The sequence below is a fragment of the Halomonas sp. DP3Y7-2 genome (assembly GCF_019800795.1).
In the GTDB taxonomy this organism is placed as follows: domain Bacteria; phylum Pseudomonadota; class Gammaproteobacteria; order Pseudomonadales; family Halomonadaceae; genus Halomonas; species Halomonas litopenaei_A.
Genome location: NZ_JAHVKJ010000011.1, coordinates 271394 through 286117 on the forward strand (window position 1 = coordinate 271394; position 14724 = coordinate 286117).

Consider the following 14724-nt stretch of genomic DNA (forward strand, 5'->3'; position numbering starts at 1 on the left):
ATCACACATCGATACCCGCGAACTTCACCGTGGCGCCGGCTTAACGGCGCCCACGGCTAGCGCCCATCGACGACAAAGGTCTGCTCAAAACCGGCCTGACGCAAGCGTTCTCTGATCGGCTCCGCCTGGCCTCGACTGGCCAACGGCCCAACCTGCACCTTGTGCAGGCCAGCGTCACTGGCCACCCGCACATCCTGGTTCAAGCGCTGCTCCAGGTCTGACTTGAGGTCTCGAGCGCTGGTCGCGGAACCCAATGCCGCCACCTGAATGTAGACACCCTCGGCAGCACCCGCACTCGCCGGCGCTGGGGCCTCTTGTCGGGCACCACGCTGAGCTACCGCGGGAGCCTGTGCCGCAGAGCGGGACGGCGTCGCAGCTGGCGGTGCTGATGTTTGCTGAGCTGATGTTTGCCGAGCCTGGGCTTGGGACGCAACAGCCCCGGACGACGCCTCAGCACCACGCCCACCGTTGGCCTGCCACTGACCAGCATCGATGGCACTGACGCGCACTCGACCAGTGCCATTATCGAGGATGTCCAGGCGCGCTGCCGCCGCATAGGACAGGTCGATCTCGCGGTCATCATGAAACGGGCCGCGGTCATTGACCCGCACGATGACCGAGCGACCGTTATCCAGATTGGTCACGCGAGCAAAGGTCGGCAGCGGCAGTGACTTGTGGGCGGCGGTCATCTTGTACATGTCATAGATTTCGCCGTTGGAGGTGGCATAGCCATGGAACTTCTGGCCGTACCAGGAGGCTGTGCCTTCGCGCTGATACCCGCTCGGGTCGTCCATCACGTGATAGGTCTTGCCCCACACCTCATAGGTCGACCGGTTGCCTGCACGGGAGCGCGGCTCATTGCGCGGTACCGCGTCCGGCACCTGACTGACATCAGGTGGGCTTTGAGGATACGCATCACCACTCATGGCGTAGCGGCCCCCACTGGAACTGGGCGCCTCACTCTGGGTGGCCGCCCCGTCCGCACTTGGCGCATTGCCGGGACCACCGCTGGCACACCCTCCCAGGGCGACCAACAGCGACATGGTGGGCAGCAAGCGCGATCGCAGGCTCATGTGGTCGCCTCCAGCTCCAGCGCATTCCACCACTGGCGCTTTCCCAGGTCACGCACCTGGGCGATGGCCTCGGCAAGCTCGGTCACCGCCATGGCGTACAGATGGCTGTGATTGTACCGGGTGATCACGTAAAAATTGGTATCGGCAAGGCGATAGCGCACGCTGCCATCTTCGCTGTCGAGTGCCAGCGGAATCACCTTGCGATCGCCCGCCAGTGGCTCCTGCGGGCGAATGCCCTGGGCTTCCAGTGCGGAGACCTGCACGTAAGGGCGCTGGGTACGATTGAAATTGATCGCAGCAGGTGTGGTCGCAGGACCCTGCGCTTCCCAGTACACCTCGCCGCCGGGCTGCCAACGGTGCTCGGCAAAGTAGTTGCCAACGCTCCCAATGGCATCGACGGGGTCGGTCCACAGGTTGCGATGCCCATCGCCGTCAAAGTCCACGGCGTAGGCTTGATAGCTGGTAGGAATAAACTGGGGATAGCCCATGGCACCGGCATAGGAGCCTTTCAGGCTGCCAGGATCCACGCCCTGCTCGTAGGCGATATCGAGAAAGGCCTCCAGCTCGCCCTCGAAGAACTCTCCCCGACGCGGATGGTGGAAGGCCAGCGTCGACAAGGAGTCCAGCACTCGGTGGTCGCCAGTAATCCTGCCATAGCGGGTCTCGACGCCAATGATGGCAGCGATGACCTCCGGTGGAACTCCGTAGCGCTGCTCGGCCCGCTCAAAGGCATCAAGATGGGTCTCGATAAAGGCGGCACCCTCGTTGATGCGCTCCTCTCCGAGGAAGATATTGCGATAGCGCTCCCAGGTCATATGATGCTCGGCGGCACCACTCATGGCTTCGAGCACCGACGGCTGGAACTGCGCGCTGGCCATGGTCTGCTCAAGCCATTCCCGGGAGATCCCCTGCCGCTCCAGGCGTCCCATCATGTCGTTGACGTCGGGGGTCGCGAAGTCCTGAGCCGCCGCCGACAGCGACAGCGTCGCAAGCAGGCCGCCCAACACGCTGCCCAGCCAGCCACGGCGTGTCGCACCAACGCCTTCCCTTCCCTGGATCAGGGGTACTGTCATCAATCTTCTCCCTTGGAACACGCCGTGTCGCCTGCCAGCACTATCGCAAATGCGATGGCGAACAGGGTGGCGACGGCTGTCGCACGCCCATGTGCGCTCTCTGGCGGCGATCTGGCATGAACCCGTAAGCCTGTTCATCGACGCTATCGAGGCAGCAGTCGACGGTGTGCATTGACCGCCATGAGAATACCGAAACCGGCCATCAAGGTCACGCTGGACGTCCCTCCGTAACTGACCAGAGGAAGCGGCACGCCGACCACGGGAAGAATCCCGCTGACCATGCCGATGTTCACAAACACATAGATGAAGAACGTCAACATGATGCCACCGCCCAGCAAGCGGCCAAAGGTGTCTTGCGCCGCGCCAGCGAGCCACAGCCCCCGCGCAACAATCAGCAGGTAGAGCACCAGAAAGGCCAGCATGCCTACCAGGCCGAATTCCTCACCCAGCACCGCGACGATAAAGTCCGTATGTCGCTCCGGCAGAAACTCGAGCTGCGACTGGGTCCCCTCTAGCCAGCCCTTGCCCCAGATACCGCCGCTGCCGATGGCCGTGGTCGACTGGATGATGTTCCAACCAGCGCCGAGCGGATCGCTCTCGGGGTCCAGAAAGGTCAATACCCGCTGCCGCTGATAATTGTGCATGTTCATCCACAATAGCGGTAAGGCGGCCCCCGCCAGGGCCACCATGGCACCGATGAACTTCCACGAAAGGCCCGCCAGCAAGATGACAAACACCGCCGCCGAAGCCACCAGCAACGAGGTACCAAGATCGGGCTGACGGGCGATCAGCCCCACCGGCAAGGCGATCAGCAATGCGCAGCCCGCCAGCACCCTCCAGTTCGGGGGCAACTCGTGCCGACTGATCCAGGCAGCGATCATCATCGGCATGGCGATCTTCATCATTTCCGAGGGCTGGAAGCGCACCACGCCAGGAATCACCAGCCAGCGCTGCGCCCCCATACCGATGTCACCGAGAATCTCGACCGCCACCAGCATGACCACACCGGTCATGTAGGCGGGCAGCGCCCAGCGCATCAAGGTCGCCGGAGAAAACTGAGCGAGCACCAGCATCACGGTCCAGGCCACACCGAAGCGAATTGCCTGGGCGGTGACCACCCGCATGTTCTCGCCGCTGGCGCTATACAACACCGCCAGGCCGCTGACCATCAGCAGCAGCAGCATCGCCAGCAGCCACGGATCGATATGCAGCCGCTGCCACAGAGAAATGCGCCTGGCGATGCCGCTGGCGGGGGGGCGTACCGGATGACCACGCAATGATCGCACGAAATCGACGGCCATCAGTCGGCCTCCTCTGGGTCATCTTGCAGCGGATCGCTATCGTCGGATACCGGCTTGCCGGCGTTGTGATCCAGGATCCAAGCATCCGCCATGGCTCTGGCAAGACCGGCGGCGTGGGTCGAGCCACCGCCGGCGTTTTCGACGATCACCGCGATGGCAATCTGGGGGTCTTCCACCGGAGCGAAGGCCATGAACAAGGCATGGTCGCGCAGACGTTCGCGCAGCTCGGCGGCGTTGTACTTCTGGTTCTGGCCCAGCGAGAACACCTGGGCGGTGCCGGACTTGCCGGCCATGCGATACTGAAGCCCTGCCCCCGTGCGCCGGGCGGTGCCCTCGCGACCGGACAGCACCTTCTCCATGCCATTGAAGACCCGTGTCCAATAGGCATCGGGAGCATCGATATCCGCTGGCGTGTCCGGCAAGTCGACCGGCACATCTTCCGCGCCAATGCGCTTGGCCAGGCGCGGGCGCACCCAATGCCCGCGATTGGCCAGTACCGCGGTGGCCGACGCCAGCTGTAGCGGCGTGATCTGCAGGTATCCCTGCCCAATGCCTACCGACAGCGTCTCCCCGGGATACCAGGGCTGGTTGAAGCGCGCACGTTTCCAGTCGCGGGACGGCAGCAGGCCATCACCCTGGCCCGCCACATCGGCGGCAACGCGAGTACCGAAGCCGAACGCGCCCAGGTTGGCGTCGATCCGATCGATGCCGAGCTCGTGTGCCAGGGAATAGAAGTAGGTGTTGTTGGACACCGCCAAGGCACGTTCGAGATTGACCCGACCGTGGCCCCAGCGCAGCCAGTTGCGATAGCGGCGCTCATCATTGGGCAGCTGGTAATAGCCAGGATCGTAGATCACTTCATCTGGCGTGACGGCGCCCTCGATCAACCCGGCCATGGCCATGAACGGCTTGATCGTGGAGCCGGCGGGATAGCTGCCGCGAGTGGCCCGGTCGAACAGCGGCAGATCGATATCGTTCTGCAGGCCACGATAGGAAGCGACATCGATACCGGTCACGAACTGATTGGTATCAAAGCCCGGCACCGATGCCATGGCCAGGATCTCGCCGGTCTGGGGGGCAATCGCGACGATGGCACCGCGGCGGTCATCCAGAAGGTCCACCGCGAGCTGCTGCATGTCCATGTCCAGGGTAAGGGTCAGGTCCTGCCCCGGTTCAGGATCGGTGTGCCCAAGCTCGCGCAACACCCTGCCGCGGGCGTTGGTCTCCACCTTGCGAAGTCCCGCTCGCCCATGCAGCTGGTCCTCGTAGAACCGTTCCACGCCAGTCTTGCCAATGAAGTGCGTCCCGGCGTAGTTGCCCGGGTCAAGAGACTCCAGCTCCTCGGCATTGATTCGCCCGACATAGCCCAGGGCGTGGGACATGATTTCGGCATCGGGATAGAAACGCAGCAACTGCGCCTGGACCTCTACCCCTGGCAAGCGGTGGCGGTTGACCGCCAGTCGCGCAATCTGCGCTTCCGTCAGATCACTCATCAGCAGCGCCGGCTGGTAGGGCCGCTGCCGCTGACGTGAGCGCACCTTGAACGCCTCGACCTCTTCTGCCGGCAGATCCAGCAGGTCGACCAACAGCTCGAGAGTGGCGTCGAGATCGTCCACCCGCTCGCGCACCAGGGTCAGGTTATAGGTGGGACGGTTTTCTGCCAGCAGCTGACCGTTGCGGTCGTAGATCAGGCCCCGCGTGGGCGGCAGGGGCTCGACCCTGACGCGATTTTTCTCGGAACGCGTGCTGTAGACCTCGTGCTGAACGATCTGCAGGTAGCAAAGGCGGCCAACCAGCAGGCCCGACAGCAGTACCACCACGACGCCAGCGAGGCTTGCTCGCATGCGGAAGATGCGTAGCGCTTGCTCGGGATTCTTTAGGGTGTCTCGACGCTTACGCATGCGAGGGGCAATCCTTGTCTGGCTCAGAAGCCGTCACCGATGGTAGGGATGCCCCACCATCAGCGTCCAGGCACGATAGAGTTGCTCGGCCAGTACCAGCCGAACCAGAGGGTGAGGCAGGGTCAAGGGGGACAATGACCAGCGCTGATGAGCCCGCGCCGACAGCGCGGGATCGAGACCATCAGGACCACCTACCAGCAACACGACGTCACGGCCACCGTGGCGCCATTGATCGGCGTGCTCTGCCAGGACTTCCGTCGTCCAGGGCTTGCCCAGCACTTCCAGCGCCACCAGGTGCTCGTCTCCACGCAGGCGCGCGTCGATACGTTCTGCTTCCTGGGTGATCGCGCGTGCCGTATCGGCATTCTTGCCACGATGCCCCGGGGCAATCTCTTCAATCTCGAGGCGAAAGTCCTTGGGGAGACGCTTGCGGTACTCCTCGACGCCATCAGTGACCCAGCCTGGCATGCGTGTACCGACCGCCAGCAGGCGGACCCTCATGCCTTGGCCTCTTCCTCTGGTGCCGGGCTGTCGCTGGGCAAGTCTGACCACAGGCGCTCTAGGTCATACAGCGCGCGGGTGTCAGGCATCATCACATGCACCACCACGCTACCGAGATCCACCAGCACCCAGTCAGCACCGTTGTCGCCTTCCACGCCAAGCGGCTGCACACCCTGCTCCTTGGCGTTGGTAATCACGCTGTTGGCCAGGGCCGCCACATGCCGTGTCGAGGTGCCGCTGGCCACCACCATCCAATCCGTTACGCTGGTCAATCGCGACACGTCGAGCACTTCGACGTCCTTCGCCTTGATATCGTCTAGCGACTCGATTACGAGCGCTTTCAATGCTTCAATCTGCATAGCCCCTCATCACTGGGTATTCATCGACCGTCTATTGTACCCGCTGACGCGCCTTATGGCAGTGCGATTCCAGCGCTTCCACGAATTTCTCACTCAGCGCCGAAAATCGCTGGATTCCGATACAGTCCCCGGGACTCGATACGCTGCACCACCGGCTCGGGCAGGAGATAACGCACGCTCTCGCCCTGAGCCAGGCGCTCACGCACAAAGGTGGCGGATATGGCCATGCGTGATGGCAGCGACAGCCGCAGCAAACGGCCCTGAGCCTCTTCCATCAGTGCTTGGCAGTCATTGACCTCACGACCGGCTATCAGTTCCTCAAGAGCCGCCGGCAACGCGCCGATATGGTCTGGACGGTCGATCACGACCACATGAGCCAGGTCGAACAGCTGCTCGGGCCGATGCCACTGCGCGAGCTTCAAAAATGCATCATGTCCCAGCGCCATGACGATCCGCGCCTTTTCACCGTAGCGCTGTCGCAATGATGCCAGGGTCAGAGCGCTGTAGGACGGCCCTTCTCGCTCCAGCTCGCACGGGTCCGCCAGCAGACCCGGGGTGTCTCCGATCCCCAACCGCAGCAGCGCCAGGCGCTCCTGAGCCGACACCTGTGGACGGCCCCTCAAGGGCGGCTGCGCCGCCGGAATCATGTGCACGCCGTCCAGGCCGAGCACGTCCCTCAGCTCTACCGCCATGCGTAGATGACCGTGATGCACCGGGTCGAAGGTCCCCCCCAGCATGCCGATGCGTGCGGGCCCATCGGTGATGGAAAACGACACCTGCTCACTCACTGGCGAATCTGACCATCACCCAGCACCACGTACTTGCGCGTAGTGAGGCCTTCGAGACCGACGGGGCCGCGGGCGTGCAAGCGGTCAGTGGAAATGCCGATCTCGGCACCCAACCCGTACTCGAATCCGTCGGCAAAGCGAGTGGACGCATTGACGATCACTGAGCTTGAGTCAACCTCGGCCAGGAAGCGCCGCGCCAGGGTATAGTTCTCGGTGACGATCGCTTCCGTGTGTCCGGAGCTGTACTGCTCGATATGCGCCATCGCAGCGTCGATGCCATCGACCACCTTGACCGCCAGGATCGGCGCCAGATATTCGGTCGCCCAGTCCTCATCGCTGGCAGGCAACCAGCTGTCCACCACTTCGCGGGCACGCTCACAGCCGCGCACTTCCACCCCTTTTTCCGCGTAGACACCCGCGAGCCTCGGCAGCAGAACGTCGGCCACTGCCACGTCCACCAGCAGGGTCTCCATCGCGTTACACACACCGTAGCGATGGGTCTTGGCATTCACCGCAATTGCCTCGGCCTTGTCGAGATCCGCATGGGCATCCACGTAGACGTGGCAGATACCGTCCAGGTGCTTGATCACCGGCACCCTGGCCTCCCGACTGATGCGCTCGATCAAGGACTTTCCACCGCGGGGTATGATCACATCAACGTAGTCAGGCATGCTGATCAGATGGCCCACCGCAGCGCGGTCAGTGGTCGCCACACACTGCACCGCAGCGTCCGGCATGCCCGCTTCAGCAAGCCCCTTGGCGATGCACTGCGCCAACGCAAGGTTGGAGGCGCTGGCCTCGGAACCGCCACGAAGAATGCAGGCGTTGCCCGATTTGAGGCAGAGACTGGCCGCTTCCAGCGTGACGTTGGGACGCGATTCATAGATGATACCGATAACGCCAAGGGGGACGCGCATCTTGCCCACCTGGATACCACTTGGCCTGGCGGACAGATCACTGATCTCGCCGACCGGGTCAGGGAGAGCCGCGACCTGGTGCAGCCCTTCGATCATCGCATCGATACGTGCATCGTTCAGCGCCAGGCGGTCGAGCAGCGCGTCATCGAGCCCCTTGTCACGACCACGCGCCATGTCATCACGATTAGCCGCCAGAATCTCTGGTCGCGCCTCATCCAGTGCCTTCGCCATAGCCTTCAGCGCATGATTCTTGGCGGCCGGAGTCACACGGCGCATGGCAGAGGCAGCCTGCCGGGCACGCTGGCCGACGGCATTCATGTAAGCACTGACATCGTCGATGGTGGCGGAGGTGGCGCTGGCAGAGTCGGACACGATGGGAAGTTCTCCTTGACGTGTTCTACCCCCCAAACTGGACACCAGCTAGGGGGCAGGGGAAAGCGTGGGGCGGGTCAGGAACCACTGAAGAGGCCATAGTAAGACAGCATGCGGATCAAGTACAAAGTCGGACTGTTCAAGCTGAATATCTTTGCCGCTGCCGGGCTGCTGGCAGCCTGCGCGCTGCTGTCCGACCAACCTTGGGACGGCATCTTGCTGAGCCTGGCCGCCCTGTGGTTTGCCTTGACCGGCCTGGCCCTGGAGTTCAGCCATCGGCGGCATGCCTACCGCCCCTGGCTCGCGGTCGCCAGCCTTCTGCTGGCGGCCCTGGTCATGCTGCCAGGACATACCAACGCTGCCTGGCTATGGGCCTGGCCGTGCCTGCTCGCACTGCCTCAGCCGCGCTGGATGCAGCTGCTCAATGCTTCCCTCGCCGGCCTCAGCTGGTGGAGCCTGATCGACCGACTCAGTCCTCATCATTGGATCCTGGTAGGACTCCTGCTCACCTGCTTATGCCTATTCGCCATCAGCCGCTCATTGCCTGGTGGGCACTCGCTGCGGCTGGTACGCAAGCGAGCCCGGCTGGCGCCAGGCCTGGCGCTGTGGTCGGCAGAGCAGCTCGAGCGCGATCTGGTCAAGGAAAATAGCCGTGCCGCCCGTGACGACGTCCACGCCGAGCTGCTGCTGATCCACGTCCAGGGACGGCAGCTGTGGCGCATCGCTCAAGAGGTATGCAGCCAGATCAAGTCCTTCGAAAACGCTTACCAGCTGGACCAGAAAACTCTCGGCGTGCTGTTGACCAGCCGCGACGCAGACCAGGCAAGACAGCGCCGCCAGGAGCTGCTGGATGCTATCGACGCACCCACGCAGTCACGCGCCGAGCCCCTTACGCGACTGGATAATCTGCCGCGAATCCTGGCGACCCTCGGCCAACAGCGTCCTTCCCCCCAGGTGGTGGAGGAAGCGCATGACTGAACACCCGCAGTGGCGACGCTCCTGGCGTCTGCTCGCCGACCTGCTCGCTGCCCTGCTGCTTGCCGCCGTCGCGCTATGGCACTACCTGATTGGTCAGTACGAATACATCCTGCTGCCTGCCGTGCTGTGCTGTCTGGTCGGCGTCATCGCCTACCTGGATGCCCGGCGCAACTCGCGACTTACTCATTACCTGCTGCTGATATGCGCCTGCCTGATGCTGTATGACCAGGCACTCATCCACTCAACCCTCGACCCGATCTGGACGAGTCTGCCGATTGCCCTGGTCTTGCTGCTGCTGCCACTGGGACCCGCCTTGGTGCTGTCGTGCCTGGCCCTTCCCCTCTGGCTATTCATCCACAGTCAGATGACCCCGGACGTGGCCCAGGTCATCAGCATGCTGACCTTCCTGGCGTGCTGCACCCTGGCTAGCTGGGAGCATCTACGCCAACGGGACCTCGCTCGCGCTACCGACCCGAGCGATGCCGACTGCGACGCCCTCAATCACGCCACCCTGCACGAGCGTCTGACCGGAGAGCTTGAACGCGCCCAGCACCTGGACCAGCGTCTCGCCGTGGTCATTCTGCATCTGCCTCAGCTTGAGGTAGCCAGCGAGCAGCACGGCTCACGTCTACAGCTGTCACAGCTCGATCAGCTCTGTCGTGCGGTCCACCTGCACTGCCGCGACCACGACATCCTGGGCAGGCACTGCGCCGACACCTTCTGGCTGATCCTCCCTAACACCACGGAAAGCGGCGCCTTGCTGGTCACCAAGCGACTCGAACAGGCCTTATCCGAGGTTCGCCTGGCGGACCTGGGTCCGCTGACCCTTCGCTCGCAATTGTGTGCCCTCAAGCCGGAAGAGGACTGGCAGGTCTTCCTGGAGCGCTTGCAGCGACGCACCCAGACCATGACGGCGGACTGACCGGTCAGCCAATGCCCAGCGGCTCGCGACTGTGGCATCATGCCGCCTCGCCGCCAAGCAAAGGAGAGTAAGGGTGGGAAATGCCGGGGACTGGCTGATTCAATGGGCGCCTTCGCCTGGCCTGCTACTGCTATCCGTGTTCGCCATCGCGCTAGTGGAATCACTGGCCCTGGTGGGGGTGGTGGTGCCAGGCGTGGTCCTGATCACCGCAGCAGCGTCGCTTGCAGGCCATCAGGAAATCGCGGTGGGCTGGGTCATGGCGTGCGCGTTTGCCGGCGCGATCGTTGGCGATGGGGTCAGCTATACCATTGGCTACCGCTATCGGGAGCAGGTCACCACCATGTGGCCGCTGTCCCACCATCCGGAATGGCTGTCACGGGGCGCCCGCTTCTTCCAGCGCCACGGCCCACTATCGGTACTGCTGGGCAGGTTCGTCGGTCCCGTAAGGCCGATCGTGCCGCTGGTTGCGGGCATACTGCACATGCCACCCGCGACCTTCACCTGGGCCAACGTAGGCTCGGCCGCACTGTGGGCGCCAGCCTACATCCTGCCTGGCTATCTGCTGGGGCGTACCTGGCAACAGTGGCTTGCCCTGCCCCAGGACCTGCATCCCTGGCTCACCGCTCTGGGCATCACGGTTGTCGCGCTCGCCATCATCTTCTCCTTGGTCCGCCACCATGCGTCACCGCCAGGGTTCCTCTTTCGCAGCCTTTCCTGGCTGACCCTGCGCCTGCCGGGTGGCCAGCGCCTGTGGCGCTGGCTCGCCCCGACCCACGAGGACGAGCCACCACTGGCTACCTGGCTATTGCTGCTGGGAAGCCTCACCGCGCTGTGCGCCTGGACCCTGGTGGTGCTCCAGGCGGACGGCCCACTGCCCATGGACGAACGCCTCAACGCACTGGTCAGCAGTCTCGACATCCCCCACCTAGCCACCCTGTCTACGAGCCTGGCCAAGGCAGGCGACACGCTCGGGGTCATCGTTCTGGCGCTGCCCTGGCTGGGCTGGCTACTGTGGCGTCGCCGCTGGGCGGCGCTGAGCCACATCGCCGCGGGGCTTGCGGGCATCGGCCTGCTCAACACCCTGGGCAAGAGCGTCATTGGCCGACTGCGCCCGGATGCACCGGACTATCTGGCGGACTCCCTGTCCTACCCCAGCGCCCACACCTCCACGGCCGTCGTGCTCTACGGCCTCGCCGCTGCCTTCATTGCCCAGCGACTCCCCCACCATCGGCGCTTCTGGCCCTACTGGGTGGCGATTGCCATCATCGTTCCCATGGCCCTGTCACGTATTGTGCTGGGGGTACACTGGTTAAGCGACCTGATCGGCGGCGCCCTGCTGGGTCTGGTGGTGTGCGCGATGGTGCAGCTGTCATGGCTGAGGCGCGAGAGGCCTGGCTTTGCGGGCTGCCCAGGCGCATACCTGGGGCTGGCGTCCTTTGTGCTGATCAGCGCCCGGATGCTGTGGCTGCCGCCCGTATAGCCAGGTATCACCGCGTCAGTGTCAGCGCTGGCCATTGCCGCTGGCCATTAGCACGTCTATCACCGATGACGGCTACCCCAGCGCCAGCCAGAAGCCGACGCCGATCATCAAGGTCCCGGCAATACGGTTGAGCAGCCTGACGCTACCGCCCCGAGCCAGCAGGTGGCGAAGGCTCTTGCCACCACTCGCGTAGAGCAGCAGGCAGCTGAACTCGAGGCTCAGAATAATCACCACAAGCCCCGCCAACTGTCCCATCAGCGGCCGCGAAGGCTCAAGGAACGGCGGCAACAGCGCGACGAAGAAGGCCCAGCCCTTGGGGTTGGCTACCGCAGTGACAAAGCCCTGCATCGCCAGTTCCCGTCGCGCCGGAGGGGCCGCCGCGTCGATCTCATCGGGGATCGCCATGCGCCCGCGGGAGCGCCACATCAGCACCCCCAGGTAAACCAGGTAAGCGCCGCCCAGCCACTTGAACAGCGCAAACAGCGCCGGCAGCTTGAGCATCAGGGCAGCAACGCCAGCACCGGCCGAGAACGCAACCAGGCCGACGCCGACCAGCTCACCCAGCATCATCCAGAGAGCGCGCCTGACGCCTTGGGTCATGCCCAGCACCATCGCCAGCGTCATGCACATGCCAGGGGTAAGCGAGACCAGGAAAAACGTAGGGATAAAGACAGAAAGTACCGAAAGGCTGGGCATGGGTTTCCTTTCCCATAGGATTCAAAGAACAGGCGGACCTTCAATCGCCGGATGTTGGCTCGCCCCAGCGCGGCATCAAGCGATGATCGATGCCTAGCTGATTCAGGATTCGCGCCACGATAAAGTCCACCAGATCATCGATGCTCTGTGGCTGGTGATAGAACCCGGGAGCCGCTGGCAGCACGATGGCCCCCATGCGCGTCAGGCTCAGCATATGCTCGAGATGAATGGCGGACAGCGGCGTCTCGCGAGGGACCAGCACCAGCTTGCGGCGCTCCTTCAGCGCCACATCGGCGGCACGCTCGATGAGGTTGTTGCTGGCACCACAGGCCACCGCGGACAGCGTACCGGTGGAGCAGGGACAGATCACCATGGCACTACTGGCGCCAGATCCAGAGGCCACCGGCGACATCCAGTCCTCCCGCCCGAAACAGCGAATCTGCCCCTTTTGGGCCGCAAAGCGCGAGGTCAACGCCTCCTCCAGCAACGCTGGACGTGGCGGCAGTGACTCCTCGGTCTCGGTGGCGATCACCAGGAGCGCCGCCTTGGAGATCATGACCCACACCTCATGCCCGGCGCTTACCAGCACATCGATCAGCCGCAGCCCGTACTGGGCACCCGAGGCACCCGTGATGGCAACGGTGACGGGCGACTTGAAGTCCTCAGCCATGAGCGCGCTCCAACGCATCCAGCAACAGCTGATGAATGCCGCCAAACCCGCCGTTCGACATCACAACGATACGATCATAAGGCCGCGCCTCGGCGACCACTGCCGCGACCAGAGCCTCGATGTCAGTTGCCAGGTGGGCGGTGACCGGTGACGCCTCGACCACACTGTTGAGCGACCAGTCGAGCCCCGCGGGCTGATACCACCAGACCTGGTCGGCCGAGGCTACGCTGGCGGCCAGGTGGTCGCGCAGGGTGCCCAGACGCATGGTGTTGGAGCGTGGCTCGATCACCGCCAGCAGCCGTCCGCGCTGGGTGGACGCCTGCAACCCCGACAGGGTGGCTTCTATCGCGGTGGGGTGATGGGCGAAGTCATCAATGACCTGAATATTGGCGATCTCGCCCCGCACTTCCTGGCGCCGCTTGGGGGTTTCGAAGCGAGACAGTGCCGCCGCTCCACGAGCAAGATCGACATCGAAGTAGCGGGCGGCGGCCAGCGCTGCCAGCGCATTGTGTGCGTTGTAGCTGCCGGTCAACCCCCAGTCGACCACCGCGTCTTCCTCGACACCCTGGGGGTCGCGATGAATGACCCGGAAACGGCTGGCGTCTTCGCGCTCCAGCTCGATTCGCCAAGGCGACGTCGTGGCCTGCCCCATGCGCTCCACCGGCGTCCAGCACCCTGCTGCCAGCACTCTCTCCAGTGCATCGTTGTCGTCGCCGACCAGCAGCAGGCCGCGACCGGGAACGGTACGCACAAGATGGTGAAACTGCCGCTCGATAGCCGCCAGATCAGGAAAGATGTCGGCGTGATCGAATTCCAGGTTGTTGAGCACGGCGACCAATGGGCGGTAATGCACGAACTTAGAGCGTTTGTCGAAAAAGGCGGTGTCGTACTCATCGGCTTCCACCACAAAGGGGGCCGACGCCTCGCCCAACCTGGCGGACACGCCAAAGTTACGCGGTACACCGCCGATCAGGAACCCAGGCTCGAGCCCTGCGCTGTCGAGCAACCAGGCCAGCAGACTGGCGGTGGTGGTCTTGCCGTGAGTCCCTGCCACGGCCACCACGGGACGTCCCGGCAGCACGTGTTCGGCGAGCCATTGCGCCCCTGACACGTAGGGCAAGCCCTGATCCAGCACCGCCTCGACTTCAGGATTGCCCCGCGACAAAGCGTTGCCAATGACCACGAGGTCCGGTGCAGGCGTCAGGTGATCCCCGCTAAAGCCGTTCTGCAGCGCGATACCTGCTGCTTCCAACTGGGTGCTCATGGGCGGATAGACATTGGCATCCGAACCGCTGACCTGATGGCCCAGCTCACGGGCCAGCAACGCCAGGCTACCCATGAAGGTGCCACAGATACCGATGATGTGAAGATGCATGTCGCCTCCATCGCTCCGCCTGACTCACCCCGACCCCCGCCCACAAGGCTCAGGGAGCGCCATGGCGACGTTAAGTTGGCGGCAGACTAGCACGCCGTGACCAAGGCCTCCAGAGCCACCCGGACAGCGGGGCGTGTTGCCTGTCACCCACCAATTTACTTTGTGTTGCCCTCGCCCACCCTTGGCAGCGCGTCACCGCCGATCTACAGTCGCCCTCGATCCGGCAACGCCCTGGCCAGTCACAGCGCCAGGGGGTACACGCCAGGGGTGATCCCTTGCGGGCCAGCCTAATGGACTGGCACCGATGGCACCTATTGC

The 14724-nt window shown here is 63.9% G+C and carries 14 protein-coding genes; 3 read left to right on the top strand and 11 right to left on the bottom strand.

All coding sequences use genetic code 11. The annotated features are described in order from the left end of the window. Positions 1-56 precede the first annotated feature (56 nt). The 8 genes from KUV45_RS16800 to KUV45_RS16835 all read right to left on the bottom strand — a co-directional run bounded on the left by KUV45_RS16800 (position 57) and on the right by KUV45_RS16835 (position 8231). Positions 57-1073 (bottom strand): septal ring lytic transglycosylase RlpA family protein, encoded by a 1017-nt coding sequence (locus KUV45_RS16800; RefSeq protein WP_222163454.1) that lies wholly within the window; start codon positions 1071-1073, stop codon positions 57-59. Continuing rightward, the gene (gene mltB, locus KUV45_RS16805; protein ID WP_222163455.1) at positions 1070-2146 is read right to left on the bottom strand and encodes a lytic murein transglycosylase B; all 1077 of its coding nucleotides are present in this window, start codon (positions 2144-2146) and stop codon (positions 1070-1072) included. The genes KUV45_RS16800 and mltB overlap by 4 nt, the downstream gene beginning before the upstream one ends. Before the next feature lie 143 nt (positions 2147-2289). Beyond that, positions 2290-3447 (bottom strand): rod shape-determining protein RodA, encoded by a 1158-nt coding sequence (gene rodA, locus KUV45_RS16810; RefSeq protein ID WP_206943277.1) that lies wholly within the window; start codon positions 3445-3447, stop codon positions 2290-2292. Next, on the bottom strand, positions 3447-5348 hold the full coding sequence (mrdA, locus tag KUV45_RS16815; RefSeq protein WP_206943279.1) for a penicillin-binding protein 2: 1902 nt from the start codon (positions 5346-5348) through the stop codon (positions 3447-3449). The genes rodA and mrdA overlap by 1 nt, the downstream gene beginning before the upstream one ends. Before the next feature lie 33 nt (positions 5349-5381). After that, entirely contained in the window at positions 5382-5849 is a 468-nt protein-coding gene (rlmH, locus tag KUV45_RS16820) for a 23S rRNA (pseudouridine(1915)-N(3))-methyltransferase RlmH (protein WP_222163457.1), read from the bottom strand. Further along, entirely contained in the window at positions 5846-6208 is a 363-nt protein-coding gene (gene rsfS, locus KUV45_RS16825) for a ribosome silencing factor (RefSeq protein WP_206943283.1), read from the bottom strand. Before rsfS ends, rlmH begins: the two co-directional genes overlap by 4 nt. Before the next feature lie 89 nt (positions 6209-6297). After that, a complete protein-coding gene (gene nadD, locus KUV45_RS16830) occupies positions 6298-6945 on the bottom strand; it encodes a nicotinate-nucleotide adenylyltransferase (RefSeq protein WP_222163699.1) in 648 nt (215 codons plus the stop codon). A gap of 47 nt (positions 6946-6992) precedes the next feature. After that, a complete protein-coding gene (locus KUV45_RS16835; RefSeq protein WP_222163700.1) occupies positions 6993-8231 on the bottom strand; it encodes a glutamate-5-semialdehyde dehydrogenase in 1239 nt (412 codons plus the stop codon). A gap of 165 nt (positions 8232-8396) precedes the next feature. Here KUV45_RS16835 and KUV45_RS16840 point away from each other — a divergent pair, with 165 nt between their 5' ends. The 3 genes from KUV45_RS16840 (at position 8397) to KUV45_RS16850 (ending at position 11665) form a co-directional block, all read left to right on the top strand. Continuing rightward, positions 8397-9263, top strand: a complete 867-nt coding sequence (locus tag KUV45_RS16840; protein WP_222163458.1) for a hypothetical protein — start codon at positions 8397-8399, stop codon at positions 9261-9263. Continuing rightward, on the top strand, positions 9256-10185 hold the full coding sequence (locus tag KUV45_RS16845) for a diguanylate cyclase domain-containing protein (RefSeq protein ID WP_222163465.1): 930 nt from the start codon (positions 9256-9258) through the stop codon (positions 10183-10185). Before KUV45_RS16840 ends, KUV45_RS16845 begins: the two co-directional genes overlap by 8 nt. Positions 10186-10258: 73 nt before the next feature. Beyond that, positions 10259-11665: a bifunctional DedA family/phosphatase PAP2 family protein gene (locus tag KUV45_RS16850; RefSeq protein WP_222163473.1), complete on the top strand. Its 1407-nt coding sequence runs from the start codon at positions 10259-10261 to the stop codon at positions 11663-11665. 72 nt (positions 11666-11737) lie between these two features. Here the strand turns inward: KUV45_RS16850 and KUV45_RS16855 are convergent, their stop codons facing one another. From KUV45_RS16855 to mpl, 3 genes are read right to left on the bottom strand one after another with little or no spacing between them, the layout of a single operon-like run. Beyond that, positions 11738-12361: a LysE family translocator gene (locus tag KUV45_RS16855; protein ID WP_206943293.1), complete on the bottom strand. Its 624-nt coding sequence runs from the start codon at positions 12359-12361 to the stop codon at positions 11738-11740. 40 nt (positions 12362-12401) lie between these two features. Next, positions 12402-13031 carry a flavin prenyltransferase UbiX gene (locus KUV45_RS16860; RefSeq protein WP_222163475.1) on the bottom strand — a complete coding sequence of 210 codons (630 nt, stop codon included), beginning with the start codon at positions 13029-13031 and terminating at the stop codon, positions 12402-12404. Continuing rightward, complete coding sequence (gene mpl, locus KUV45_RS16865) at positions 13024-14406, bottom strand: UDP-N-acetylmuramate:L-alanyl-gamma-D-glutamyl-meso-diaminopimelate ligase (protein WP_222163477.1); 1383 nt, start codon at positions 14404-14406, stop codon at positions 13024-13026. The genes KUV45_RS16860 and mpl overlap by 8 nt, the downstream gene beginning before the upstream one ends. Positions 14407-14724 lie beyond the last annotated feature (318 nt).

Excerpts from the sequence above, each read along its gene's own strand:
- KUV45_RS16800 (WP_222163454.1), bottom strand. The coding sequence starts at position 1,073 with ATGAGCCTGCGATCGCGCTTGCTGCCCACCATGTCGCTGTTGGTCGCC.
- mltB (WP_222163455.1), bottom strand. The coding sequence starts at position 2,146 with ATGACAGTACCCCTGATCCAGGGAAGGGAAGGCGTTGGTGCGACACGC.
- rodA (WP_206943277.1), bottom strand. The coding sequence starts at position 3,447 with ATGGCCGTCGATTTCGTGCGATCATTGCGTGGTCATCCGGTACGCCCC.
- mrdA (WP_206943279.1), bottom strand. The coding sequence starts at position 5,348 with ATGCGTAAGCGTCGAGACACCCTAAAGAATCCCGAGCAAGCGCTACGC.
- rlmH (WP_222163457.1), bottom strand. The coding sequence starts at position 5,849 with ATGAGGGTCCGCCTGCTGGCGGTCGGTACACGCATGCCAGGCTGGGTC.
- rsfS (WP_206943283.1), bottom strand. The coding sequence starts at position 6,208 with ATGCAGATTGAAGCATTGAAAGCGCTCGTAATCGAGTCGCTAGACGAT.
- nadD (WP_222163699.1), bottom strand. The coding sequence starts at position 6,945 with ATGCTGGGGGGGACCTTCGACCCGGTGCATCACGGTCATCTACGCATG.
- KUV45_RS16835 (WP_222163700.1), bottom strand. The coding sequence starts at position 8,231 with ATGAATGCCGTCGGCCAGCGTGCCCGGCAGGCTGCCTCTGCCATGCGC.
- KUV45_RS16840 (WP_222163458.1), top strand. The coding sequence starts at position 8,397 with ATGCGGATCAAGTACAAAGTCGGACTGTTCAAGCTGAATATCTTTGCC.
- KUV45_RS16845 (WP_222163465.1), top strand. The coding sequence starts at position 9,256 with ATGACTGAACACCCGCAGTGGCGACGCTCCTGGCGTCTGCTCGCCGAC.
- KUV45_RS16855 (WP_206943293.1), bottom strand. The coding sequence starts at position 12,361 with ATGCCCAGCCTTTCGGTACTTTCTGTCTTTATCCCTACGTTTTTCCTG.
- KUV45_RS16860 (WP_222163475.1), bottom strand. The coding sequence starts at position 13,031 with ATGGCTGAGGACTTCAAGTCGCCCGTCACCGTTGCCATCACGGGTGCC.
- mpl (WP_222163477.1), bottom strand. The coding sequence starts at position 14,406 with ATGCATCTTCACATCATCGGTATCTGTGGCACCTTCATGGGTAGCCTG.